Annotated in this window: 23 protein-coding genes; 17 read left to right on the top strand and 6 right to left on the bottom strand. The window is 42.6% G+C overall.

Annotated elements, in window-relative coordinates; all coding sequences use genetic code 11:
- From LFYK43_RS06655 to LFYK43_RS06720, 14 genes are all read left to right on the top strand, one after another.
- Entirely contained in the window at positions 1–1,896 is a 1,896-nt protein-coding gene (locus LFYK43_RS06655; protein ID WP_124976672.1) for an ABC-F family ATP-binding cassette domain-containing protein, read from the top strand.
- Positions 1,897–1,926: 30 nt separating this feature from the next.
- Positions 1,927–2,883, top strand: coding sequence for a thymidylate synthase (locus LFYK43_RS06660; protein ID WP_124976674.1), 957 nt, complete (start codon positions 1,927–1,929; stop codon positions 2,881–2,883).
- A 198-nt stretch (positions 2,884–3,081) separates the two neighbouring features.
- The gene (locus LFYK43_RS06665) at positions 3,082–4,035 is read left to right on the top strand and encodes an SGNH/GDSL hydrolase family protein (RefSeq protein WP_124976675.1); all 954 of its coding nucleotides are present in this window, start codon (positions 3,082–3,084) and stop codon (positions 4,033–4,035) included.
- Between the two features lie 4 nt (positions 4,036–4,039).
- Positions 4,040–4,678 carry a YpmS family protein gene (locus LFYK43_RS06670; protein ID WP_124976677.1) on the top strand — a complete coding sequence of 213 codons (639 nt, stop codon included), beginning with the start codon at positions 4,040–4,042 and terminating at the stop codon, positions 4,676–4,678.
- Complete coding sequence (locus tag LFYK43_RS06675) at positions 4,675–4,899, top strand: YozE family protein (RefSeq protein WP_124976679.1); 225 nt, start codon at positions 4,675–4,677, stop codon at positions 4,897–4,899. The genes LFYK43_RS06670 and LFYK43_RS06675 overlap by 4 nt, the downstream gene beginning before the upstream one ends.
- A gap of 22 nt (positions 4,900–4,921) precedes the next feature.
- Positions 4,922–6,349 carry a S41 family peptidase gene (locus LFYK43_RS06680; protein WP_229717987.1) on the top strand — a complete coding sequence of 476 codons (1,428 nt, stop codon included), beginning with the start codon at positions 4,922–4,924 and terminating at the stop codon, positions 6,347–6,349.
- Between the two features lie 166 nt (positions 6,350–6,515).
- Positions 6,516–7,376 carry a ribosome biogenesis GTPase YlqF gene (gene ylqF, locus LFYK43_RS06685; protein ID WP_124976683.1) on the top strand — a complete coding sequence of 287 codons (861 nt, stop codon included), beginning with the start codon at positions 6,516–6,518 and terminating at the stop codon, positions 7,374–7,376.
- Between the two features lie 10 nt (positions 7,377–7,386).
- A complete protein-coding gene (gene rnhB / locus LFYK43_RS06690; RefSeq protein ID WP_124976685.1) occupies positions 7,387–8,190 on the top strand; it encodes a ribonuclease HII in 804 nt (267 codons plus the stop codon).
- A gap of 51 nt (positions 8,191–8,241) precedes the next feature.
- Positions 8,242–9,120, top strand: coding sequence for a DNA-processing protein DprA (gene dprA, locus LFYK43_RS06695; protein ID WP_124976687.1), 879 nt, complete (start codon positions 8,242–8,244; stop codon positions 9,118–9,120).
- Between the two features lie 87 nt (positions 9,121–9,207).
- Positions 9,208–11,340 (top strand): type I DNA topoisomerase, encoded by a 2,133-nt coding sequence (topA, locus tag LFYK43_RS06700; protein WP_124976689.1) that lies wholly within the window; start codon positions 9,208–9,210, stop codon positions 11,338–11,340.
- 164 nt (positions 11,341–11,504) lie between these two features.
- Positions 11,505–12,404 carry a tyrosine recombinase XerC gene (gene xerC, locus LFYK43_RS06705; protein WP_124976691.1) on the top strand — a complete coding sequence of 300 codons (900 nt, stop codon included), beginning with the start codon at positions 11,505–11,507 and terminating at the stop codon, positions 12,402–12,404.
- A 20-nt stretch (positions 12,405–12,424) separates the two neighbouring features.
- Complete coding sequence (gene hslV / locus LFYK43_RS06710) at positions 12,425–12,949, top strand: HslVU peptidase proteolytic subunit (protein WP_124976693.1); 525 nt, start codon at positions 12,425–12,427, stop codon at positions 12,947–12,949.
- Positions 12,950–13,003: 54 nt separating this feature from the next.
- Positions 13,004–14,422 (top strand): ATP-dependent protease ATPase subunit HslU, encoded by a 1,419-nt coding sequence (gene hslU, locus LFYK43_RS06715; RefSeq protein ID WP_124976695.1) that lies wholly within the window; start codon positions 13,004–13,006, stop codon positions 14,420–14,422.
- A 36-nt stretch (positions 14,423–14,458) separates the two neighbouring features.
- The gene (locus tag LFYK43_RS06720; protein WP_124976697.1) at positions 14,459–15,334 is read left to right on the top strand and encodes an aldose 1-epimerase family protein; all 876 of its coding nucleotides are present in this window, start codon (positions 14,459–14,461) and stop codon (positions 15,332–15,334) included.
- 81 nt (positions 15,335–15,415) lie between these two features.
- Here the strand turns inward: LFYK43_RS06720 and plsY are convergent, their stop codons facing one another.
- Positions 15,416–16,042: a glycerol-3-phosphate 1-O-acyltransferase PlsY gene (plsY, locus tag LFYK43_RS06725; protein WP_124976699.1), complete on the bottom strand. Its 627-nt coding sequence runs from the start codon at positions 16,040–16,042 to the stop codon at positions 15,416–15,418.
- 342 nt (positions 16,043–16,384) lie between these two features.
- Between plsY and parE the strand changes: the two genes are divergently transcribed.
- The 3 genes from parE (at position 16,385) to LFYK43_RS06740 (ending at position 21,519) form a co-directional block, all read left to right on the top strand.
- Complete coding sequence (gene parE / locus LFYK43_RS06730; protein ID WP_124976701.1) at positions 16,385–18,415, top strand: DNA topoisomerase IV subunit B; 2,031 nt, start codon at positions 16,385–16,387, stop codon at positions 18,413–18,415.
- Between the two features lie 11 nt (positions 18,416–18,426).
- Positions 18,427–20,886 carry a DNA topoisomerase IV subunit A gene (gene parC, locus LFYK43_RS06735; protein WP_124976703.1) on the top strand — a complete coding sequence of 820 codons (2,460 nt, stop codon included), beginning with the start codon at positions 18,427–18,429 and terminating at the stop codon, positions 20,884–20,886.
- A 150-nt stretch (positions 20,887–21,036) separates the two neighbouring features.
- Positions 21,037–21,519: an LURP-one-related/scramblase family protein gene (locus LFYK43_RS06740; protein ID WP_124976705.1), complete on the top strand. Its 483-nt coding sequence runs from the start codon at positions 21,037–21,039 to the stop codon at positions 21,517–21,519.
- A 521-nt stretch (positions 21,520–22,040) separates the two neighbouring features.
- Here the strand turns inward: LFYK43_RS06740 and lepB are convergent.
- The 5 genes from lepB to LFYK43_RS06765 all read right to left on the bottom strand — a co-directional run bounded on the left by lepB (position 22,041) and on the right by LFYK43_RS06765 (position 26,553).
- Entirely contained in the window at positions 22,041–22,637 is a 597-nt protein-coding gene (gene lepB / locus LFYK43_RS06745) for a signal peptidase I (RefSeq protein WP_124976707.1), read from the bottom strand.
- A 15-nt stretch (positions 22,638–22,652) separates the two neighbouring features.
- Positions 22,653–22,982 (bottom strand): hypothetical protein, encoded by a 330-nt coding sequence (locus LFYK43_RS06750; RefSeq protein ID WP_229717988.1) that lies wholly within the window; start codon positions 22,980–22,982, stop codon positions 22,653–22,655.
- Between the two features lie 209 nt (positions 22,983–23,191).
- Positions 23,192–24,001 carry a TIM barrel protein gene (locus LFYK43_RS06755; protein WP_124976711.1) on the bottom strand — a complete coding sequence of 270 codons (810 nt, stop codon included), beginning with the start codon at positions 23,999–24,001 and terminating at the stop codon, positions 23,192–23,194.
- A gap of 20 nt (positions 24,002–24,021) precedes the next feature.
- Positions 24,022–24,885, bottom strand: a complete 864-nt coding sequence (locus LFYK43_RS06760) for a DegV family protein (RefSeq protein ID WP_124976713.1) — start codon at positions 24,883–24,885, stop codon at positions 24,022–24,024.
- 312 nt (positions 24,886–25,197) lie between these two features.
- Positions 25,198–26,553 carry an ISLre2 family transposase gene (locus LFYK43_RS06765; RefSeq protein WP_268226942.1) on the bottom strand — a complete coding sequence of 452 codons (1,356 nt, stop codon included), beginning with the start codon at positions 26,551–26,553 and terminating at the stop codon, positions 25,198–25,200.
- Positions 26,554–26,569: the final 16 nt, after the last annotated feature.

A 26,569-nucleotide genomic window follows, 5' to 3' on the forward strand; every position in this document is an offset into this window, starting at 1 on the left:
TTGCAAACTTTACGGGTAGAACACTTAACTAAAACCTATGGTGAAAAAACTTTATTCGAAGATTTAAATTTTATTATTAATGAGCATGATCGAATCGGTCTGATCGGAACGAACGGCTCAGGTAAAACCACGCTTTTAAATGCGATCAGCGGAATCGATCCGGCAGACTCAGGCAACTTGATCCATGCCAATAATTATCAGATCGGTTATCTGCAACAGATGCCGAATTTGCCTGCAGATAAAACAGTTCTGGAAGCTGTTTTTCAAGGAAGTGCGCCAATTTTTGAAGTCGTGCGCGGTTATGAACAAGCTTTGCAGCAGCTGGAGATCGATCCTAATGGTACTGAAACTCTGGCCCAATTTACCCGCATGGAAGAGCGGATGAATCAAGAAGATGCCTGGTCTGCCGAAAGTGATGTCAAAACCGTTTTAAGTCAGTTGCACTTGAGCAGCTTAGATCAAAAGATCAGCGAGCTTTCAGGGGGGCAGAAAAAGCGGGTTGGGCTCGCTCAGGTCTTGATTCAAAAACCTGACTTATTGATTTTAGACGAACCAACCAACCACCTTGATTTTGATACGATCGACTGGCTGGAAGAATATCTGCGCAACTATTCTGGGGCACTATTGATTATTACGCATGACCGCTATTTTCTTGACCACGTAACTAGTTCTATTTTCGAACTCTCATTTGGTAAATTGTATTTCTATCAAGGCAACTATGAAGAGTACGTTGAGCAAAAAGCAAAACGTCAGGAAAAAGCTTTACAACAAGAACACAAAGATCAACAACTGTATAAAAAAGAATTAGCTTGGATGAAAACAGGTGCCAAGGCCCGCTCGACCAAGCAGCAGGCCCGGATCAACCGCTTTGAGGACCTTGCCAGCAAAGTTGGTGATAAAGTTCAAGTTGATCAGAATATCGACATTGATCTCGGCCAGCAAAGACTAGGTAAAAAAGTTTTAGAGTTAAAAGATGCTTCGCTCAAATTAGGGGAACATCAAATTATTCAAAACTTTTCTTCTTTGATCCAGGCAGGTGACCGCATTGGGATCACCGGTCAAAACGGTGCCGGTAAATCAAGTTTTCTCAATGTTTTGGCAGGTGAACTGTCATTAGATTCAGGTGAGTTGATTATTGGCGAAACAGTCAAAGCCGCTTATTATCGCCAACAGACTGAACCGATCCCTGATGACAAAAGGGTGATCAACTACTTGAACGAGATCGCGCAAAATGTGGTCAATATAGACGGTGAGCGGATCAGTACGACTCAACTGCTGGAGCAGTTTTTATTCCCACGCTTCATGCATGGAACGTTGATCAGAAAACTTTCAGGCGGAGAAAAGAGAAGACTTTATCTGCTAAAACTTCTGATGATGCAGCCCAACGTCTTGTTCTTAGATGAACCGACTAATGACTTGGATATTGGGACGTTGACAGTCCTTGAACATTATTTAGAGACCTTTGCTGGAACGGTCATCACCGTTTCGCATGACCGCTATTTCCTAGATCAGGTTGCTTCTAAATTATTGATTTTCGACGGAAATGCCCAGATCAAGCGGTATACCGGTCAATTCACCGATTATCTGCAGACACAGCAAGCAGAGCAAAAAGCTTCATTTTCAAAAAATCCGCCACAAACTAAAACACCTGCAAAAAAGGAACATGCACAAAGCAAGACCAAGCTGACTTACGCGGAAAGGATCGAATTTGAGGGCTTAGAAGGCGAAATAGAAGAGCTCGATCAGGAAATCTCTTCTTTACAAGAGCAGATGACACAAACTAATGGCAATGATTACTTGAAGCTAGGAGAATTACAAGAACAAATCGATCAGCTTTCAGCGCGATCAGAAGAAAAAATGAACCGGTGGGAAGAACTAGGCCAGTACGTAGAATAAAGAGAACAAACAATAATGGAGGAAAATGAGATGGCAAAGTTAGAGGAACCTTATTTGCAATTAATCAGAGATATTTTAGATCATGGTCACTTTAAGGGTGATCGGACTGGAACTGGTACAACCAGTCTCTTTGGCTATCAGATGCGTTTTGATCTCAGCCAAGGTTTCCCATTACTGACAACCAAAAAAGTTCCTTTTGGCTTGATTAAAAGTGAATTGCTGTGGTTCTTGCGCGGCGATACCAATATTCAATTTCTCCTACAGCATAATAACCATATTTGGGATGAGTGGGCTTTCGAAAATTGGACCAAAAGTACAGATTATCAAGGACCGGATATGACCAACTTTGGCTTACGGTCTCAAAGCGATTCGCAATTTAAAGCAGAATATCTGCAGCAAAAAAATGATTTTTGTCAAAAAATTATCGCAGACGATGATTTTGCTGCAAAATTTGGCAATTTAGGGGATGTCTATGGGGCACAATGGCGCAGATGGCAAACGCGTAATCATCAGACGATCGATCAGATTCAAAATGTGATCGAGCAGATCAAAACAACCCCTGATTCCAGACGAATGATCGTAACTGCCTGGAATCCAGAAGACGTGCCCTCTGCTGCTTTGCCGCCTTGTCATACCTTGTTTCAATTTTATGTCGTCGATGGCAAGTTAAGTTGTCAGCTTTATCAACGCAGCGGTGATGTCTTTTTAGGGGTACCTTTCAATATTGCTAGTTATGCTTTATTGACCCACTTAATAGCAAGAGAAACTGGCTTAGAGGTTGGAGAGTTTGTGCATACTTTAGGTGATGCACATATTTACAGCAATCATTTAGACCAAGTCAAAGAGCAGCTGTCACGTCAACCCAACGAATCACCTCAGCTGTGGCTGAATCCCGCTAAAAAGAACTTGGCAGACTTTACAACTGAGGACATTAAGGTTCAAGGTTATGAGGCTTGGCCGGCAATTAAAGCACCAGTAGCGGTCTGAGCTGCTTGATCAAAACACTATTTCAGAGAACTGCATGCCTGAAAGGTGTTTTTTTTGTAGATTTTTTTACCGAACGATCTAGGTGTGCAGACTTAAACCGTCTAAAATTCGCCAAAGTTATTCAGAGAGAATATAAAATCTGTCCAGAAAGTGCTAGACTAGTAGATAACGTAATTTTTCCAAATAAGGGTGGGGACAATGAAAAAAATGTTAGGCTTTTGCAAATACCTTGTGTTTGTTTTAGCCCTCAGTGCAGTCTTTTTTGGGCTTTTTTATTTGCTGGCCCGACCACATGACTTCGATGCGCCAAATACCGCTCAAAACAAGATAAATCAAAAAAAAGAGCAGCAGGCAAAAAAGAAAACTAAGCTCAATCAAATCAAAGTAGTCGGCCTCGGCGACTCCTTGACATATGGAGTCGGAGATACGTCTGGGCGTGGCGGATACGTTTATCTGTTACAGCAAAAATTATTGAAGCACGATGCTAAGAAGGTTGCTGTCTCTAATTTCGGCAAAACAGGTGATACAACAACTGAGATCCAGACCCGCCTAAACAACCAAACAGAAATCAGGCAGCGCCTCAAAAATGCCGATGTGATCACGATCACCGCCGGGGGCAATGATTTGATGCATGTCTTGCAGGATAACTTCCAGACGCTTTCTTCCAATCAATTTTCGGCCAGCATGAAACGGGCGCGTGATAATTATGCACTGCACATGACAAATCTTTTAAAAGACGTCCGCGCGCTTAACGACCAGGCACCGATCTTTTTATTCTCAGTCTATAATCCGTTTTACGTCTACTTTCCGCAGGTCAGTGCCATGCAAGAATATACAGCCCAGTGGAACCAAACCGCCAAAGTTCAAACTAAACAACTTGATTCTGTTTATTTTGTTCCGATCGACCAGCAGCTCTCACAGGGGCAGTATTATGGCCGCTCCAAGAAAAAGCTGCTCCGAGAAGCCAATGCAGATTTAGGCTCCGCGGCTGATTCAGACCTCGAAAAAATATTGAGTGACTCAAAAGAGAAGAATTCGTATTTATCCCCGGCAGATCATTTTCACCCCAATGATCGCGGCTACCGCTTCATGACAGAAAAACTTTATGCAGAAATGCTTCAACATAAAGATACATGGTTTAAGGAGAGATGATCAGATGGTACGGCGTACCCAAAAAACACAAGTCAAACCAAAACAGGTAAAAAATCCTTGGAAACTAGCTTTTACAATTCTGTTAGCCCTGGTGATCGCAACACTTGCCTTTATTTTATTCCAAGTCTATACTCCCAACCAGGCTGTACAAAAAAAGACAGCCACAGTCGCGAACACTCCGACAACAGAGATCAATGTCAAAATGGATAAAAAACAGCTGGGCAGCGTAGTCAACTATTATCTCAACCACCAGCAAAAAGAATCTAATAATATTAAGTACAAATTTATTTTAGACAAATCAGCCATTTTGATCGGCACGACCAAAGTATTGGGAGAAAAGATTTCATTTACCCTCTATGCCCAACCGACATTGAATCAAGATGGCAATATCGTGCTTAAAATTAAATCTGTCGCCATAGGATCACTGAATGCTCCCAAAAAATTTGTCTTAAATTATGTTAAAAATAACTTCAAAACTGGGCAGCTAGTACAAATTACTCCTAGTAAGAGTAAGATCACGCTTAATCTCAATAAATTACAGACAAAACAGGGCATTCGGCTCAAAGGTCAACAGTTAGATCTAGCGCGAAACGATATTCGCTTTAAGATCATGATCCCGCTTAATGAGGAGGATACCAAATGAAAACCATGACTTTTTACCAGTTTCTCATGACTTTACGTGATCCTGATAATTATGATGAAGTCGTTCAGTTTGCTAATAACGCGTTTTTAGATCACTCATTTCCAAAACAGGAAACAGACTACGAGCGGCTGTCATCTTACTTAGAATTAAATGGGAATTATCTGCCGACAATGACTGTGTTTGACGACGCTTGGCAGCAATATCTTGAAAAATTACAGTAAGAACGAAAGAAGGAAAATATCTTTGAGCAAAAAAAAGAGCCAGTCTAAGAAAACTTATCGTCTTTCTACTCTGATCATCACTGCCGTTTTGGCTTTGGTGATTGGCGGCAGAGGAGTATTTGCTTGGATGAATCCACGTTTACAAGCCGCAGAAAAAACGAGTCGATCCATGGGCAAGATCGGCACTGTCTATTCCGCTCTCAGTCGCTACTACTATCGAGATATCAGTGGAAGCAAGCTAGAAGAGGGCGCTCTCAATGGGATGGTCAATGCACTGGGAGATCAATTTTCTCAGTACATGTCAAAGTCTGAGACCCAATCGCTAAATGATACGATCTCATCCAGCTTTTCCGGGATCGGGGCAGAGGTCCGCAAGCAGGGCGGGCAAATTCAAATTGTATCTCCCATCTCCAAAACACCAGCTGAAAAGGGCGGTCTCAAGGCCAAAGATATTATTGTGAAAATCGATGGACACTCACTAAACGGCTATTCACTAAATAAAGCCGTTTCGCTGATCCGTGGTAAAGAGGGCTCTAAAGTTACTTTAGAGATCAAACGCGGGGGTTCCACTTTTACTAAAACATTCACGCGGGCTCAGATCCCCGTTAAAACTGTCACTGGCCGTTTAGACCAAAAAGACAAGAACGTTGGCTATATTCAAGTGACAACATTTGCTGAGAACACTACAAAAGAGATGAAGCAAACGATCAAGCAGCTCCGAAAGAAGGGAGCTAAGTCATTTGTTGTTGATATGCGCAATAATCCTGGCGGACTGATGGATCAAGCTCTGAAAATGTCCTCGATGTTCTTGCAGAATGGCAAAACCATCATGCAAGTTCAACCACGGACTGGTCAACCGGAAGTTTACAAGGCTGGCAAAAAATACGACCAAGGTTTCAAGGTCCACGAAAAAACAGTTGTCTTGATCAATGGCGGCTCTGCCAGTGCAGCGGAAATTTTTGCAGCAGCTTTACATCAATCAGCTGGAGTCAAGTTAATTGGAACTAAATCTTTTGGTAAAGGGACAGTTCAAAACGCGATGCCATTTAAGGATCAGACAGAATTGAAGCTTACGATCGCTAAGTGGTTGACCCCAGATGGTTCATGGATCCATGAAAAAGGGCTGCAGCCGACTATCAAAGCCGACTACCCTCAGGTTGCCTATACCCCTGCAATTGCAACCAATAAATCTTATCAACAAGATGATGTTTCCAAACAAGTTGCAAATTTGCAAAAATATCTGACAGCACTCAAATATACTCCGGGGCGTGAAGATGGTTATTTCAGCCAGCAAACAACAGCAGCAGTTAAAAAGTTTCAACAGGACCACAAACTCACTGCCTCTGGGATCGCCGATAAACAGACCATTCTCAGAATTGAACAAGCAGTGGCTAGTTTAGTCGCTGACTCAGATCATGCCTATGAAGCAGGTGTGAAAGCTGCTCAATAAGGCAAAAAAAGTATTGACTGCAAAGTCAATGCTTTTTTTATGCTGAACTGGTCGGCGGACCCTTGGATCGATTTGGTTTCAACTGGTGGAGCGTGTATAATAAAATTGTATTATTATTTTTGCACTATGAAGGACCATCACTTCTAGTGGATTTAGGAGGGGCAAGATGGCAACAATTCAATGGTACCCTGGCCATATGGCTAAGGCTTTACGCCAAGTAAAAGAAAATTTAAAAGAAGTCGACATCGTCTTAGAATTAGTCGACGCACGAGTACCGGAATCATCCCGTAATCCTGAACTCATCAAGATCTTGCATGATAAACCATCAATTCTTGTTTTGACAAAAATGGATCTGGCAGATCAGAAAACTACGCAGCAGTGGCTGTCGTATTATGAGGCTAATGGGCAGCCGGCGGTTGCTGTTAACATCACCACTGGTTCCCTCAAGGTCATTGAAAAGAAAATTAACGCTGTTTTAGCCGATAAACTCAACCAAAGAAAGGAAAAAGGGATCCGCTCGCAGCGTGTTAGTGTCATGTGCATTGGGATCCCCAATGTTGGCAAGTCGACGCTGTTGAACCATCTGGTTAAAAAAAATGTTGCTTCAGTTGGCAATAAACCAGGAGTTACCAAAAAACAGCAATGGCTTAAAGCCGGTAAAAACCTCCAACTTTTAGATACCCCTGGGATTTTGTGGCCCAAATTTGAGGATCCATTAGTGGGCAAAAAATTAGCTTTGACCGGCGCGATCAAGGATAAGCTCTTCCACGCTGATGATATCGCTCTTTATGCTATCGATTTCTTTAAAACGAACCACTCAGCAGAACTGCAAGAACGCTATCGACTGACTGACGACCAAATGGCAGATACTGATGTCGAAACTTTGCTGGCCTTGACCAAACAGGCTGGATTCCGCGACGACTACGACCGTGGTTCTGAACGGTTGATCCAAGATATTCGTAAGCAAAAATTGGGCAATTATACATTAGATCCAGTCCCGCAAAAAGCCAGCTCTGTCCAGAAATGAGTTTCAAACAATGACAGAAAAAAAACAATCAAAGCATACTGTGACTGAAATCAGACAACTTTTACAGCAAGCCAGTCAAGCGCCTTTAAGTGCAGAGACTAACCTGCTTTTGGAAAAGCTGGCGAACGACCAACGGCAAGGTGTCCAAAGGCTGCGCCAGGCTTTTGTCAGGAAGCAGGCAAAACTTGCGGCTCAATACGAAAAATTTAATGCTCATCTGGCATTTGAAAGGGAAGCTTGGGAACAAGGTTCTCCCTTAGTTGCCGGGATCGATGAGGTCGGACGCGGTCCTTTAGCCGGTCCAGTCGTTGCTGCAGCTGTGATCTTACCGCATAATTTTGCCGTTTATGAGGTCAATGACTCCAAACAGCTAAGTGCCAGCAAAAGGGAGGCCCTTTTCCCCTTGATCATGCAAGAAGCACTAGCTGTCGGGATCGGGCTCGCAGATAATCAGCAGATCGACGACCTCAATATTTATCAAGCCACCCGCTTAGCAATGGCACAAGCTGTTACTAAGCTGGCTTATCAACCCGATTTACTCCTAGTCGATGCAATGACGATCCAGACAAGTATTCCGCAAAAAAAGCTGATCAAGGGCGACGCGCGATCAGTTTCAATCGGAGCAGCCAGCATTGTGGCCAAAGTAACTCGTGACCATTTAATGGCAGACTACGCTAAACACTATCCAGGTTATGGTTTTGAAAAAAATGCAGGTTATGGGACAGCGCAACATTTAGCCGGGATCGCTCAACATGGGATCACACCCTTGCATCGTCAGACGTTTGAGCCAATTAAATCTCAATTAAAAAAATAAAATCGTCGTCTTTTGCGTATTTATTAATAAAAAGCAAAGGCGGCATTTTTTATGGATAAACGTTCTTTATTGATCAGGGCCCATCTGTGTCGGGGAATAGGACCAAAGGGCGAGCAGAAGATCTTCCAATACATGCAAGAAAATAACCAGCCTCCGCATACCCGAGACCTGGTTGAACTCTTAGGAGGTTCAAAAGCAAATCTCGAACAATTCCTAGCGGACTTCCATTCGAAAAAAACTTCCAGTAAAATGGCAGCCAATCAAAGGGCTGGCGGCATTTTAACCATTCTAGATGCAGAGTATCCCGCCCAGCTCAAAGAGACCTATGAGCCTCCTTTAGTCCTATTTTATCGCGGGAATTTAGCACTCCTGAAACAACCAGCCTTAGCTGTGGTCGGTGCTCGCAAAATGTCCTCCTATGGCCCAAAGGTGTTGCAACAACTGCTGCCGCAGGTGTGTCATTTTCAAATTCCGATCATCAGCGGAGCTGCCATGGGGATCGACAGTGTGGCGCATCAAACGACGCTCCAAGCACACGGACAAACTATTGCGGTCATCGGCACGGGGTTAGATCTGACCTACCCACGCGGCAATGAGCAGCTCCAGACTCAGATTTCTTCTCAGGGGCTGCTCCTCACGGAATACGAACTTGGCCAAAAGCCATTAGCTTTTCATTTTCCTATGCGTAATCGGATCATCGCTGGTTTATGTCACAGTCTGCTGGTCGTTGAAGCTCAGCACCATAGCGGCAGCTTGATCACAGCTAATTTAGCTTTACAGGAGAACCGTAATGTTTTGGCGGTCCCTGGAGCGATCACCAGCGCAAGTTCGATCGGGTGTAATGAATTGATCCAGGCAGGGGCTAAACCCGTCCTGAAAAGTGCTGATATTCTTGAGGATTTTTTAAATACCTTGACAAATGAAGATTAAAAGTAATAACATGGTTTACGATTTTAAATCATTATTAGCTAACTATATAAATTATAATAAAAACACTAGAAAAAGGAGTGGGCCGTTTTGCCGACATCCACACAACCAAAAGTAAAAGCGAAAACCAAAACATCCAGAAAAAAAACAACACGTAAGGTGAAAAAAAATCTCGTGATCGTTGAATCACCATCAAAGGCTAAAACCATCGAAAAATATTTAGGCTCACGTTACAAGGTCATGGCCAGCCTCGGGCATATTCGTGATCTTCCTAAAAGCAAGATGGGAATAGATGTTGAAAATGACTATGAGCCGCATTATATTTCCATCCGGGGCAAAGGCGATGTGATCAAAGAACTGCGTAAAGAAGCAAAGAAAGCTGCGCATGTCTATCTCGCAGCCGATCCTGATCGCGAAGGGGAAGCCATCGCCTGGCATCTGTCCTTTTTATTAGGCTTAGATCCCCAAGCTAAAAATCGTGTTGTTTTTAACGAGATCACTAAAGATGCAGTTAAAAATGCCTTTAAAAATCCTCGCGCAATAAACATGGACTTGGTAGATGCTCAACAAGCTCGCAGGATCTTAGACCGTTTAGTCGGATATTCGATCTCACCTTTGTTATGGTCAAAAGTAAAAAAAGGCTTATCTGCCGGGCGCGTGCAGTCGATCGCCTTAAATTTGATCATTCAACGTGAAGATGAGATCAAAAAATTCGTACCTGAAGAGTATTGGAATATTGATGCTGAGTTTAAAAAAGAACGCTCTAAATTTGCAGCCGCTTTTTATGGGCTAAAGGGCAAAAAATCGGCTCTGCCTAACAATGACGTAGTTCAAAAGGTCCTGCAAAAACTTGATAAAGACCAATCCTTTAACGTTGCTAAAGTTGAAAAGAAAGAACGCAAACGTTTCCCCGCTTTGCCTTTCACAACTTCGACGATGCAGCAAACAGCCAATAACTCTTTGAAGTTTCGGACCCAAAAAACGATGATGGTTGCCCAGCAATTATATGAAGGGATCAACATTGGCCGCGGCGGGGCGGTTGGTTTGATCACATATATGCGGACGGACTCCACCCGGATCTCAACGGTCGCTAAACACGAAGCAGCAGGCTTTATCACTGATAATTACGGCAGCGAGTATGCTGCCACTAAACCGCGTGCCGGTAAATTAAGCGAAAATGCCCAAGACGCGCACGAAGCGATCCGGCCTTCATCGGTTCTCCGCACTCCCGAGTCAATAGAAAAATACCTGACTAAAGATCAAATGAAACTCTACTCTCTTATTTGGTCACGGTTTGTTGCCAGTCAGATGACTCCGGCAATTGTGGACACAGTTCGGGCGGATCTTGAGCAAAATGACGTCCTATTCCGGGCGAATGGTTCCAAAATGAAATTTCCAGGTTTTACCAAAGTCTACGCAGAGAGTAAACGCAAAGACAACGTGTTACCAGAACTTAACGAAGGCGATCAGGTCAAATTGTCTAAGACTGATCCCAGCCAGCACTTTACTTTACCGCCTGCACGCTACTCAGAAGCAACTTTGATCAAGACGTTGGAGGAAAATGGTGTCGGTCGTCCTTCGACTTACGCACCGACCTTAAATACCATTCAAAAAAGGTATTACGTTAAATTAGCTGCACGAAAATTCACACCCACAGAGCTCGGCGAGATCGTTAATTCAATGATCAGCGAATGTTTCCCTGATATCCTGGATGTTAATTTTACGGCAGGACTAGAAGATGAATTAGACGGGATCGAAGACGGCAAGCAAAAATGGGTCGAGGTGATCGATCAATTTTATCAACCTTTTGCCAAAGAAGTTGAAAGTGCAGAACAGAAACTAGAAAAAGTTAAGATCAAGGATGAACCCGCCGGTTTTAACTGCGATGTCTGCGGTGCTCCAATGCTGGTCAAAATGGGCCGCTACGGTAAGTTCTATGCCTGCAGCCGTTTTCCGGACTGTCGTAATACTAAGGCGATCGTTAAAAAAATCGGGGTCGTCTGCCCGAAATGCGGTCAAGGCGAAGTCGTCGAACGCAAATCCAAGAAAAACCGCGTCTTTTATGGCTGCTCACGTTACCCAGAATGCGACTTTATTTCTTGGGATCAACCAGTCGGACGTGCTTGCCCGAAATGTCAACACTTCCTGGTTTACAAAAAATCCAAGAAAGGTGACCAGGTTAAGTGTCCGAATGGCGACTATGAAGAAGCAATACAGAAATAACAACAAAGACGATGCTGCTTGGCATCGTTTTTTTAATGGTCTTCGAAGCTTTGACAAATTGGAAAATAAATTATTAAGTTTTTCCTGTTTTAGCTAGGAGTTTTCTTGACTATTCTTGACCTTCATAGGAAAATGAAAGCAAGTAACAAAGTGAGGGTGATGGCATGGAAGAGGAATGGATCACAGAATACCAAGCTTATTTAAAATATGAGCGGCAATATTCTGCAGATACTGTTAAAGCCTACAGTGCAGACATTGCTGATTTTTGTAAATTTTTAAGTGAAAACGGCGGAGCAGCTTCATTTGCTGCTGTCACGGCTGATGACGTGCATGTCTACATGAGCTATCTATACGAAAAACAGTATCAGGAAAGTACAGTTTCACGAATGGTTTCTGGCTTGCGCTCTTTTTACCGTTATTTGTTAAAAAATGATCTGGTCAAAGAGGATCCATTTGTTTACGTCCAGCTCAAACATCACCCCCGGGCTCTGCCGCATTTTTTTTATGAAAAAGAAATGAATGCACTCTTTGCAGCAACTCAGGGAGACTCAGAAACTGATCTGCGTGATAATGCACTGCTTGAAACTCTCTATGCGACTGGCATGCGTGTCTCAGAGTGCACAGGTCTTTCCATGCAAGATATTGATTTTGGAAACCGAGCGATGCTTTTACACGGGAAGGGCAAAAAGGATCGTTACGTACCTTTTGGCAACTATTGTTCAGATGCATTACAAAGATACTTCGCTGAAGCGCGAACTCCTTTGATGGCCAAATACCAGCACGAGCATTCCAGCGTCTTCGTCAATCATTATGGAGAACCCCTAACGCCGGCCGGGATCACTTACATCTTAAACCAGATCGTTAAAAGAAGTACACTGCATACGACGATCCATCCCCATGAATTGCGGCATACTTTTGCTACTCATCTAATGAATAATGGGGCAGACTTGCGTGCGGTGCAAGAATTGCTTGGCCACAGCAGTTTATCTACTACACAGATCTACACACACGTAACAACCGAAAGCTTACAGGAAAATTACCGGAAATTTTTTCCGCGCGCTTAAATTTCAAGGAGGAATATCACATGACAACAATTTGTGCCGTGCGCCATAATGGACACACTGCAATGGCCGGCGATGGTCAAGTTACAATGGGAAAAGAAGTTATTATGAAAGGGACTGCGCATAAAATTCGTAAAATATACGATGACAAGGTCGCTGTCGGCTTTGCCGGTACCGTTTCAGATGCATTTAACCTTGAAGACCGTTTTGAGAAAAAGTTAAACCAGTATACTGGCAATCTTCAGCGAGCTGCCGTCGAATTAGCGCGCGAATGGCGCGGCGACCAGCAGTTGCAAAAGCTAGAAGCACTGCTGGTTGTGATGGACAAAGACAATTTGCTGCTAGTTTCAGGTACTGGAGAAGTCATCGAACCCGATGATAATGTTTTGTCGATCGGGTCTGGCGGCAATTATGCTTTAGCAGCCGCTAGAGCCATGCTTGAACATGCACCTGCAATGAGTGCGCAGGAAGTGGCACAAGGTGCACTAAAAATTGCCGGCGACATTGACATCTTTACTAACCACAATGTGATTACTGAAGTCTTATAAGAAGGACACCGTGAAGGGAGTGACGGCGAAGATCTTTGATTTTCGCACTCAAATATGGACATGATGGATAAAACACCAAAACAAATTGTTAGGGAACTTGATCATTTTGTGATTGGCCAAGATGCTGCCAAAAAAGCGATCGCGGTTGCACTGCGCAATCGCTATCGGCGTATGCAGCTGCCAGAGGAAATGCAAGAGGAAGTTACACCGAAGAACTTATTGATGATCGGGCCGACCGGAGTTGGTAAAACTGAGATTGCCCGGCGCTTAGCTAAGATCGTCAATGCTCCTTTTGTTAAAGTCGAGGCAACTAAATTTACTGAGGTCGGTTACGTTGGCAGAGACGTTGAATCTATGGTGCGCGACCTAGTCGAGTCTGCCTATAATATGGAAGAAGACCAGATGTATGCCCAAGTTAGAGGACAAGCAGTCGCCAATGCTGACAAACGCCTGGTCAAATTGCTTGTTCCCGCCCAAAAAAAGCAGACGCAGCAAAACCAGCAGGAAAATTTCATGCAGATGCTGCGTGAGCTGCAAAATGGGAAATTACCGCAAAATGGAGTTAATGCTGAAGAAAGTGAGGAAGTTTCCGATTCTGTCAGGGACCAACGATTAAGTGTTAATGAGCAGCTCAAACGTGGGCAATTAGAAGACCAAGAAGTTAAGTTGACGATGGACGACCCATCTCAAAAACAAAATGGATCCTCAGATATGTTGAATCAAATGGGGATTGATTTAAATGATGCTTTAAGTTCTGTCATGCCAAAGAAAAAAGTCACACGCACACTCAGTGTCAGAGATGCGCGAGAGGTTTTAGTTAAAGAAGAGTCTGCCAAATTAGTCAATCCGGCCGATTTGGCTGATGCGGCCATCAAACGAGCAGAAAATACCGGCATTATTTTCATTGACGAAATCGATAAGATCACCTCTAAATCCCAACAAAATTCAGGCGAAGTCTCGCGTGAAGGTGTCCAGCGTGATATCCTGCCAATTGTAGAGGGCTCGGCAATTAAAACAAAATACGGTTTGATCAACACGGACCATATTTTATTTATCGCTTCTGGTGCCTTTCAAGACAGCAAGCCTAGCGACCTGATCGCTGAATTGCAAGGACGCTTCCCGATCCGAGTTGAATTGGAGGCGCTGAGCGTTGATGACTTTGTTAAAATTTTAACTGAACCGGATAACGCCTTGGTTAAGCAATACATTGCGTTGATCAAGACCGACAATATTGCCGTGACCTTTACTATCGAAGCTATTCATAAGATTGCTGAGATCGCTTTTGCAGTCAACCGAGATACTGAAAATATCGGTGCAAGGCGCTTGCACACGATCCTAGAACGTCTCTTGCAAGATCTCCTGTATGAGGGGCCTGATATGCAAATGGGTGAAATTACGATCACAGAAGCATACGTTGAGCAAAAAATCGGTGAGATCGCAGCTGACAAGGATTTAGCACGTTACATTCTTTAATCTGGGTATTATAAAATTTTTAGGAGGCAGTCAAATATGGCAGTAATCATTGAAAATGAGCAGATCCGCGCAGTCATCAACGAACATGGGGCAGAGTTAAGCAGCTTGATCGCAAAGAAAACCGGGATCGACTACATCTGGTCTGGCGATTCGAAGTATTGGGGCAGACACTCACCGGTTCTATTTCCCATCGAGGGTAAATTAAAGGATGATCACTATTTCTTTGCTGGAAAAGAATATCATATGACTCAGCATGGTTTTGCGCGTGACCAAGATTTTACGGTGATCGAACAAGATTCCAGCCACGCGATTTTTGAATTGACCCAAAATGCCGCAACTCTGGAAAAGTATCCCTTTGATTTCCGCCTGCGTTTAACATATACCATCGTTAATAGTGAGTTAACATTAGGTTATTCAGTTTATGATCCTGCTGACCAAGATCTTTACTTTGCCATTGGTGCACACCCAGCCTTCAAAGCTCCTTTAATGCCCAATGAAGAATATAGTGATTATGAGTTAGAGTTTTCACCGGCCAAGACTCGGCATAAAATTCCGTTGGCAGACAGTTTAACTGACCCGAAGAAGCAGTATCCAGTCGACGAAAATCATTTGTCAGTCAGCCGTGAATTATTCAAAGACGATGCTTTGATTTATAATTTAAACCGTGAAGAGACGATCATTACTTTAGCTGATAAGGCCAAAACACATGGGATCAGCCTCAATACCAAGGATGCTAAGTTTGTTGGGATCTGGTCATCTTATCCCGCAAATGGTCAATTTGTCTGTATTGAACCCTGGTGGGGCTTAGCCGATCCACAGGATTCCGATGGTGAACTGACCCATAAATATGCAATCAATAAATTAGCACCCAAGACCGAGTTCCAGGCGGGCTTCTCAGTCAGCGTGTTTTAACCACTAAAAAAGGACTAACTTATGCGAATTTTGAAAATCGCACACAAGTTAGTCCTTTTTTTGCGTATATATAAATAAGGATTATTTTTTTCCTTCTTTTTTCTGCCGTCTGCGATAACCTAACCCAAATGGAGTCATGTTTTCTTTTCCCTGACGGATCCGTTCAATATTGCCCCAATGTCTAGCATAAACGAAAATGGTCAAAACTAAGGCGACTGTAGTTAAAATCCAATCTTGATAGAACAGAGAACATAAGGTGATCAAGGTAAAACCAAGCATACTAGCCACAGAAACCATACTGGTCAGATAAAGTGTCAGCAAGAAAATTGCCCAAGCCAAAAGGAAAAATTCCCAGTTATAAATCAATAATGCACCGACACTAGTCGCGACTGCTTTGCCTCCTTTGAAGTTAGCAAAGAGCGGAAAAGCATGGCCGATAATCGCTGATATAGCAATCAGCAAAGCATTGGCATTAGAGTGGAAAGCCAACGGCAATAATGCTGCTAACGAACCCTTAAACATATCCATGACTAGCACAACGGCTCCAGCTTTTTTGCCGAGAACACGGAAAGTATTCGTAGTCCCCATATTGCCGCTGCCATAATCTCGAATGTCTTTATGATAAAAAATTTTTCCGATCCAAACCCCAGAAGGAATGGAACCTATCAAATATCCGATCAGGAGCATCCAAATAATATTGAGATCCACATTTATAGCCTCCTTAAGTTGCTGCTTTATAATTCTAGCAGTTTATTTGCACTTCGGCAATCTAATTAAACCACTACTTCAAAATTGCCTGAACTGCTGATTTCTTAAAAATTATTTATTCGCAGCTTAATTTAATGTCTTAAATCCAGACAAAAAGTCAAAGTTTAGTTTAAATGTTCTATCAGTTAGGTTATTCCCACGCTATAAAGCCCGTCATTAAAGGGCTGCAACACTTGTCCTACTTTACAGACAAGACTGAAATGGGTTATGATATAACATGTTTGTCGGATCAAATTTCCAGGTTGATCCGACTTGTTCAATCGGAAGGGATTTGAAATTTCAATGGCAAAACCAAAATATAACGACGATTCGATCCAAATCTTGAAGGGTCTCGAAGCCGTCAGAAAACGGCCAGGAATGTATATTGGTTCAACCGATACCCATGGTCTCCACCATCTCGTTTATGAAATTGTTGACAATGCAGTTGATGAAGCTTTATCTGGATATGGCAACCAGATCGATGTCGTGATCCATCAGGATGATTCGATCACCGTCAGTGACTATGGTCGTGGAATGCCGGTTGGGATGCATTCAACGGGGATCCCGACCGTCGAAGTTATTTTTACAGTTTTACATGCTGGCGGCAAGTTCGGCCAGGGGGGCTATAAAACATCCGGCGGGCTCCATGGAGTTGGTGCCTCGGTCGTTAATGCACTTTCAGAAAGTTTGACCGTTAATACTGTACGTGATGGGATCGAGTACGAAGAGGATTTTAAAAATGGCGGGCAACCGCAAGGCACGCTGCGCAAATTAGGCAAAACTAAACGTCCCAGCGGAACCACTGTCACTTTTAAACCTGATTCAACAATTTTTTCAACCACACACTATCACTATGATGTTTTAGCTGAGCGGCTGCGTGAATCTGCTTATCTGCTCAAGGGAGTCAAGATCACTTTAACTGACGAACGTAACGATGCTCAAGATGTATTTATGTACGCTGAAGGCATTAAAGAATTCGTTGACTATCTGAATGAAGACAAAGAAACGATCGGAAAAGTCATGTACTTTCAAGGCAGTCAGAATGGTATGGAAGTTGAAGTTGCCGGACAATATAACGACGGCTATTCGGAAACATTGCTCTCATTTGTCAATAACGTTCGGACTAAAGACGGCGGCACTCATGAAGCCGGAATGCGCTCAGCTTGGACCAAGGCCTTTAATGATTATGCACGCAGTGTTGGCCTTTTAAAAGAAAAAGATAAGAACTTAGAAGGCAGTGATGTCCGTGAAGGTCTATCCGCGGTTGTTTCCGTGCGCGTTCCTGAAGAAATGCTGCAATTTGAAGGACAAACTAAGGAAAAATTAGGCACTCCTGAAGCTCGGGCAATCGTCGATAATGTGGTTGCCGAGCAGCTGAATTATTATCTAATGGAGAACGGTGAATTTGCTCAAGATCTCGTGCGCAAATCTTTACGTGCCAGAGAAGCAAGAGAAGCTGCCCGCAAAGCTCGGGATGAGAGTCGCAGCGGTAAAAAGCGCCGTAAAAAGGACCAGCTGCTTTCTGGTAAATTGACACCAGCTCAATCGAAAAACGCTAAGAAAAACGAATTATTCTTAGTCGAAGGGGATTCAGCCGGCGGCTCTGCTAAACAGGGGCGTGATCGTAAATTTCAAGCGATCCTGCCTTTACGAGGCAAAGTTTTAAATACGGAGCGGGCCAAACTTCAGGACATTGTCAAAAATGAAGAAATCAACACGATGATCTATACCATCGGCGCTGGAGTCGGGGCAGAATTTGACCTCAAGGAAGCTAATTACGATAAAATCGTGATCATGACCGACGCGGATACCGATGGTGCCCATATTCAAATCCTTTTGCTGACATTTTTCTATAAGTATATGCGGCCGATGATCAATGCCGGGCGGGTCTATATTGCTTTGCCGCCTCTCTACAAACTGCAAAAAACAGTCAAGAAAAAACAGGTTATCCGTTATGCTTGGACTGATGAAGAACTAGAGAATGCTACCAAAGAAATGGGTCAAGGTTATTCTTTGCAGCGGTTTAAAGGTTTGGGCGAAATGAACGCTGACCAACTATGGGAAACAACGATGGATCCGGAAACAAGGACCCTAGTCCGTGTCAAAATTGACGATGACGCACTCGCGGAAAAACGAGTGACGACCCTAATGGGCGATAAAGTTGAACCGCGCCGAAAATGGATCGAAAAAAATGTCAAATTCTCGTTGGAAGAAGACGGCAGTTTGCTCGATACGGTCGCAGTTGAAGGTGCACACAGCCAAACAGACGGCTCAGCTGATGATGAGACAGTTTTTGCTGATAAACTTGCTCAAGCCAACAATAAAAAATCGTGAGGTGAAAGTAAATGGCAGTCACAGAACATAACAACATCCAAGAACTTTCACTCGAAGCGGTGATGGGTGAACGGTTCGGAAGATATTCAAAATATATTATCCAAGAACGCGCACTACCTGATATCAGAGATGGTTTAAAACCAGTTCAGCGCCGGATCTTATTTGCCATGAACCAAGATGGAAATACTTTTGATAAATCATTTAGAAAATCGGCCAAATCAGTCGGTAATGTGATGGGTAACTTTCATCCACACGGGGATTCGTCGATCTATGAAGCGATGGTCCGTTTGAGTCAGGATTGGAAATTACGCGCCCCGTTGATCGAAATGCACGGCAACAATGGGTCAATGGATGGCGACCCGCCAGCTGCAATGCGCTACACTGAGGCACGCTTGTCCGAGATTGCCGGCGACATGCTGCGTGACATTAATAAGAAAACTGTCGAAATGGTGTTGAATTTCGATGATACCGAATATGAGCCGACAGTTTTGCCGGCACGTTTTCCTAATTTACTGGTCAATGGTGCGACTGGGATCTCAGCCGGATACGCAACAGAGATCCCAACTCATAATTTAAGCGAAACTATCCAGGCGACAATTTATTTGATGAATCACCCGCAAGCAAGTTTAGATGATTTAATGCAATTCGTCAAAGGACCAGATTTTCCAACCGGTGGTATCTTACAAGGCCTCGACGGAATAAAACGAGCATACGAAACTGGTCGCGGTAAGACAGTGCTGCGGTCCAGGACCGCAATTGAGGATCTGCGCGGCGGTAAACAACAAATCGTTGTCACTGAGATCCCATTTGAAGTAAATAAAGCTGTCTTAGTGAAACGGATCGATGAATTGCGGCTGCTTAAGAAAGTTGAAGGAATTGCTGAAGTCCGGGATGAAACTGATCGCGAAGGTTTGCGAATCGTGATCGAACTCAAAAAAAATGCCAATGCTTCAGGGATCTTAAACTATTTATTCAAAAATACTGATCTACAGATCTCATACAATTTCAATATGGTGGCCATCAATAATCGTCGACCTGAGAATGTTGGCTTAAAAACGATTTTGAGCGCCTATATCGAGCACCAACGTGACGTTACGACTAAACGCACTCAATATGATTTGGCGAAGGCCCAGGCCCGTCAACACATCGTAGCGGGCTTGATCAAGGCACTGTCGATCTTAGACCAAGTCATCAAGACGATCAGGTCTTCGAAGAATAAGTCTGATGCCAAACAAAACCTGATCTCCAGCTATGATTTTAGCGAAAAGCAGGCTGAGGCAATTGTTTCTTTGCAATTGTATCGTTTGACTAACACTGACGTGACTGCACTTGAACAAGAAGCACGAGAACTGGATCAGCAGATCAAGCAGTTTGAAAAAATTTTGGCTGATCCGCTCGAATTGGATCGGGTAATTAAAAAAGAGCTCAAAGCAGTAGAAAAGAAATATTCTTCTCCACGATTAACTGAGATCCAAGCTCAGATCCAAGAATTGACGATTGAAACAGAAGTCATGGTCGCTGCTGAAGACGTTAAGGTCTTAGTTTCACATGACGGCTATGTTAAACGTTCATCATTGCGCTCATTTAAAGCTTCTGGTGCCGCTGAGAATGGTCTTAAAGACGAGGATCGCGTCATTTTTTCGGCAACTGCTAATACCCTGGATCACTTGCTGATCTTTACTAACAAAGGCAACTTGATCTATCGGCCTGTCCACGATCTAACTGAGGCACGTTGGAAGGACACAGGCGAACACCTGTCTCAAACAGTCGGTCTGGCTGCAAATGAATATGTCCTTAACGCTTATTGCTTTAATTCATTAGAGCAGGGCGGTAAGTTTGTTTTTGCAACTAAAGAAGGGTTCATCAAGCAAACAGAGCTCAGTGATTTAAAACCAGGGCGAACTTATAAATCGCGCGCAGGGCAATTTATGAAATTAAAAACAGCCTCTGACGAAATTATTACTATTGCGTATTTGCCCAAAGATGACGAGAGTTTGCAGGTCTTTTGTGCCTCGTATACCGGCTATGGTCTGCGCTATTCTTTAAATGAAGTTCCAACCAGCGGGGCAAAAGCAGCTGGTGTCAAAAATATGGACTTGCGTGAAGATCACTTAGCCAACGTTATTCTGGTCCACGAAGATGATCAAATAGCTTTGATCACACAAAGAGGCTCGTTTAAACGGATGAAAGTTGCTGAGGTTCCTCAGACAACGCGGGCTCGCAGAGGGGTTCAGATCCTCAGAGAGCTTAAGAAAAATCCACACCGAGTTCAATTAACTGCTGTCCTGGAAGATCAGGCAAAATTGCTAATTACAACTGATAACAAGCAAAGCCTAGAGGTCGACCCGTATGAGTACCCAAGCAATGATCGCTATTCAAATGGATCATTCATTCTGGATACTGAGACTCAGGGAGTGCCTGCCTGTGCAGAACTGCTCAAAGACACCCCAAAAACTGAAGAGGAACAGTAATACTAAAAAAATACTAAAAAGCCGAGAAGAAATTGATCTTCTCAGCTTTTTTGCATTGACCAAATTTCATGTATACAGTGAAAACGGACAGTTGCTAATAATAAACATGTTAAAATAAAGTAAAAAGCAAAATTAGGAGATAAATATATAATGATCAAGCTTTATCTGAAGCAAAAAATATTTAGTGCCGCGGAAAAATTCACGGTAGCAAATCAAGCAGGGCAGCCTGTTTATTATGTTGAAGGAAGTCTTTTTAATGCACCCAAAAGTTTTGTCTTAAAAGACAGCAATCAGCAGCCTCTGGCAAAAATCACTAAAAAGATTTTAGCATTTCTCCCCAAATTTGTGGTTGAAGTTCCAGACGAGCCTAAAATCGAAATAAAAAAAAAGTTTTCTTTGTTAAAACCAAGTTATTCGATCACACCGCAAAACTTCCAAGTGCAGGGAGATTTGTTCTCAATGAACTTTTCAGTGACAGAAAACAAAAATAAAATCGCTCAGATCCATAAAAAAGCTCTATCTTGGGGTGATACTTATGAGATCACGATTTTGGAGCAAGAAAAAGAACTTTTGATCGTTGCTTTAGTTGTGACCATAGATTACGCATTAGCAGAAAACACAACCCAACTTTAAAAAAATTGGTTGGCTGGGCAAAAAAATCAGCATTAACCAGACATTTTCAATAAATCTGCCAGATCCAATTTAGTTAAAACTAAAAACAAACTAACTCATCAGTACTTAAATACCCAAAATCCGCTGCAGGAACACACAATTTAATCTAAAACGATCTTGTATCAATGATTTAGTTGTCGATGAATCATCTTGCGAAAATCATTGGTATTTTGCTGCGAGCCAGAAATTTAAACTAACAATTTTATTTTTTATTTGGCATTTTAGCAACAAAAAATACATTATTTTGCGCTGAGTTCCAAAAATCACGCGCTTTTTAGCGGATTTAGAGAAATTTTAGTCATGATGATCGGCAGGGGGTCTGGCAAAGTTTTTTTGATTCTAGTTTACATAATATACATTATCGAAAGTAGTGTTAAGATTTAAAACCGCCCCGGGTGCCCCGAATTCTCAAAATTCTTGCCTTAGCAAAAAATAACCGCAAAAAAAAGACAACTCATTTCAAAGTTGCCTTTGTCATTTGTTTAATTCGTCGCAAATGAATTAATGATATCACGTTTGCTGTTCCAAATTGCTACTTTAACGACACCTATGATCTTAGCTCGAGGAACAAAACCATAATATCTGCTGTCGTTGGAATCTCGTCGATTATCACCTAACATAAAGTATTTGCCTTTTGGTACCGTAAATGACTTGCCCGTTCCGAGTTTAACATTTTTGGCTGGTTGCAAGCTCTGTGCTAACTGCAATGTCCCTGCTTGCTGCTGAGACTTGCTGATATAACTTTGAGATTGGAATTTTCCGTTCACATACAGATCACCATTACTATGATACGAAATTTTGTCACCCGGCAATCCAATTACCCGTTTGACGTATTTTGTATCTTTAGTGATGCTTTCATTCTGCTTGTCGACGCCATAAGCATTGAAAACTACCACTGAATCACGTTTGATTTTAGCTTGCTTCAACAATGCAACGTGTTCACTCGATTGTAAGTTAGGATACATCGAGGAACCGTCAACTTTGACGGGTGTGAACAAAAATGTTTTGATCAGAGCAGCAATCACCAGTCCGATAACGACCGGCATGACCCAACTCATAATTGATTTAAAAGTCCGCATATTTCTCCTCTTAATTTACATTTGTTTGTAATTCTCAAATTCAGTTGTATCTTGTTTCCTATAATTATTTTTATAAAGATAAAGCAAGAATAACCCTATAAAAACAGCTTCGATCAAGAAACTACCAAAATCTTCGCTATGAATAAACGGTAAAAAAAAGCCTAAGGTAGTTAATGCCAGCCGTAAAAAGAAGTCTGCCTGAGTAAACATGATCAAATTACTGACCAAAGCAGCAAGACTTGTGACAGACAAGATCAAAGTCAAAAACAACATCAATGCAAAAAATAAGCCATTACTGTCAGCTAATCTGAAAGCTAACGAATATGAGATCCATTTAAAACGCATTAAAAACCAGACAAATACGTGATAAATAAGATCCGCTGCAATAAAAACGAGCCCGCTGATCCCGGCTATTATATTCAGCCTTTTGTTAATCATAAAACCTTGTCCCTTCCTGTCAGCCCCATAGAAATAATTAACATTATTATAGGCTTGCATTTGTGACCTTTGGAAGAAATGTGGTTCTTCTTAAGCTATTTTTAATTAGCCGCAACCTAATCAGATAAGCTTTGCAAATACTTAAAACTTTCAACCTGTTCTAAAGCGTGGTTTTCATCAGCAAGTTGGATCTCGAAAATATTGGTAGCCTGAGGATTTAAGAGCGGCACAACTTGTTGCCAAGAAATCTTGCCTTTGCCTAGCGGTAGACTATCATGGTGCTGACCCATTGAATCCACGAGATGGTAATGAACGATCTGGTCGTGCAAATTTTTCAAAGAAGCGTCTAATGCCTCGTTGCTGCCACGGGTTTTAATAAAACAGTGCGAGGTATCATAGGCTAAACGATACTGGTGACTCAAAATCTCTTTTTCCTGTGTAGGATCACCATAGGCAAATAATCGTGAGATCGAGTTTTCGAACATCACATGTTGTCCGCCTAACTTCTGGAAATGATCCAATCGTTTAAAAACAGCCTTGTTTGCTGTAGCCAAATTTGGATACATCGCAATAAATTGTTCAGTTTGACGAGCATAAGCACCATGGATCAGAACTTGAACATTTTGCTCAGCCGCTATTTGCAGTAAATCTAACGAAGACTGTTCCACAAAAGCGTACAAATCTGGACACCTATCCTCAGGAGCAGCCAGTTCAGTCGCCACTCCACGGAATTTCATCGGATGATGCAAAACTATCTTATTTGTAGCCTCATCCTTGACCCATTCAATATCATAGGTCAACCTCTTTAGTCCTTCGACAGTAAAATCATTTTCATTGGTATAAAACTCGAAAACGTCTGGCTGATACTGCAGCCGATCTTTAACTTGACGTTCAGTTGTTCCACTTTTCAGGCCTAACTGGATCATTGCTTACAAATGCTCCTTTTTTATTGCTCGATGTCCTCCATCCACGCTAAGGCCAAAGCCTTCTCACCTAAATGCGCTCCAATGACAGGTCCAAAGTAGCTAAGATCGATCGGATATTGTGGATACTGCTTGGCCAATTTTTTCTGCCAATTTAAAGCAGCTTGTTTATCATTAGCATGGATCACGATCATTCGCACTGGGTATGGTGCATCTTTAACTTGTTCCTCGAACAAATCTTCGACCCGTTTCAATGCACGCTTAGCAGAGCGGACCTTCTCAAAAGCTACGATTTTGTCTTGATCGTCAAAAGTCAAGATCGGTTTAATTTTTAAAACACTTCCAAGAAAGGCAGAAGCATTAGACAACCTGCCGCCTCTGACTAAGTTTTGTAAATCATCAACAACAAAATATTCATTCATAGTCTGTTGCAAGTGTTCGATACGCTTGATGATGTTGGCAACATTTTCTCCGCGCTGGGCCATTCGTGCCGCCTCGAGCACAAGATTACCCATAAGCATCACGGTAATTTTAGAATCGATCGGGATAACTTTGACTTTTTTGACCTGGGGTGCAACCACAGTCTTTAAAGTGTTAAATAAACCTGAGATCGTAGCTGCCAAGTGGATACTGATCACAGTGTCATAACCTTGATCACCTAAATTTTCATATAACTCAACTAACTCCCCAACAGATGGTTGCGAAGTACTGGGAAAGGAATCAGACGTCCGCAACTTTTCAAAAAATTGATCCGTTGTGATGTCAATACCTTCTTGATAGGTTTTACCGTCCATGATCACGGGGATCGGAACGATCCGAATATTATATTTTTCAATATCTTTTTGAGGAAGATAAGCTGTACTGTCTGTAACAACAGCAATTTTCATTATTGTACACCTACTTTAGCCCGTAGATTAACTACAAGATTATTAAAATAATTGCGATTTTAATCGTACCACAATTAGCGGCTGTTAGCTAGTTTCCGATCCTCTCAGTAAGTGGCCGTTTTTAGTTGGTCACTTTCTTTCGCTCAATTTCCCAAGAATTCTGGCAAAGTAATTGTGAATTAAAAAATTTACTTCTAACTTCTTGCTTGTATCCTTATCCAGATAATTTAACTTGTTTTAGACTCCTTTTCTTCTCTTTGTTTGGGGGGTGGGGCTTGAGAGCTCTCAAGCCCCACCCCCCAAACAAAGGCTTTATACCATGTATCTCTTACCGTTGAATTCGACCTTGCCAACTGTTACTCCCACGTGTGGTTCTGAGAGCCTCTGGGGCTGTCTCAACAGCTTAAGAATGAATTTACCGTCATAACTCCATTTATCACGTTTTAAAGCAACTTGGGGCAATCCCAGGTAATACTCTAAATTATTATTTTTGTCGCAATCAATGATCAAAGCTTGCGCCTCTGCTCCTTGCGCACTCCAGTACTTGCCATGCCCTTTTAAACGGTAACTGTATCTCCGGTGTCCGCTCTCGCTGGTCCCTAAACCACCAGGGTTATGGAGTTTTCCGTTCCACCAGAGAGGTTCTAGAGACGACCAGTTTCGGTTTAAATACTCAGCTAGTTTATTGATCTCAGCTCGCGCTAAATAATTTCCACTAGGATCTGTACTCAATTGACTATCGATTGTAGTTAAAACTAATTCGACATCCTTCCAGCTGTAATCACGGAAGACTGCTCGCAATAGCTTTTGAATCAGTTCTGGATGTGACTGACTTAAACGTTCTTCCAGCTTGCGACGGACATGAAAATGATCTAGTTGATGGATCCACTGCTTAGCACCACTCCCGAAACGTTCAAACTTGTCCGCAGTATAACCGCTGCCGTTATCAGAGTTAGTAATGACAACCGTTTCTCGCAAATCGTAGTGGGCATGCAGGTACATGTCTGCTTGCCAGAAAACCGCTTCACGGTCAGTGCCTGAGAAAGTTTTCGCGTTGATCAATTCTTTGCGCTGTTTAACTGGCTGTCCGTCTCGCTTTAACAGTTTCTGACTACCTTCATGGACCGTGACCCGGTGGAGTGAACCATGGCGGACCAAATTGCCGCACTCCTTAAACAATAAAGCATCTCCAGTCACCACTAAATAAGGGACTTGGCGACGTTTTGTCAGCTGACTTGTTTCAATGGCATCTTGAGCTTGAACAGCTTCGCTTTCCTTTTGGGCCTTGATCTGTGCACCAGTGACATGTACGATCTGGTTAACAGCTTGATGACTTAAGGTTACTGGAGTCAAGAGCGAAAAGACTTCAGCCTCATGCCGATTAGTCATCCCCGGACTAGCTTTAGCAACCAGATATTTTAACAGCGGGGTCACCCGCTGCCGGCCCTCAAAACCCAAAAACCGATCCAAGGCAAAGAAGTTTTCTTTGCCAGCAGGAGTACGATAATACCGTCTGACATAGCTGATCTCTCCAAAAGCAGTCAAAATCGTCCTTTGTTTCTTTTGATGGATCAGGTTTTGACTTTTTTCTTGGGCAAGTTCATCATCAAGCTGTGTCAAAGCCAACGAAATTGCTTGTCGAGCCAAACTAACGAAAAAAGCACTAATTTGTTGTCCTTTTTAA

Source organism: Ligilactobacillus salitolerans, assembly GCF_003864415.1.
GTDB lineage: Bacteria > Bacillota > Bacilli > Lactobacillales > Lactobacillaceae > Ligilactobacillus > Ligilactobacillus salitolerans.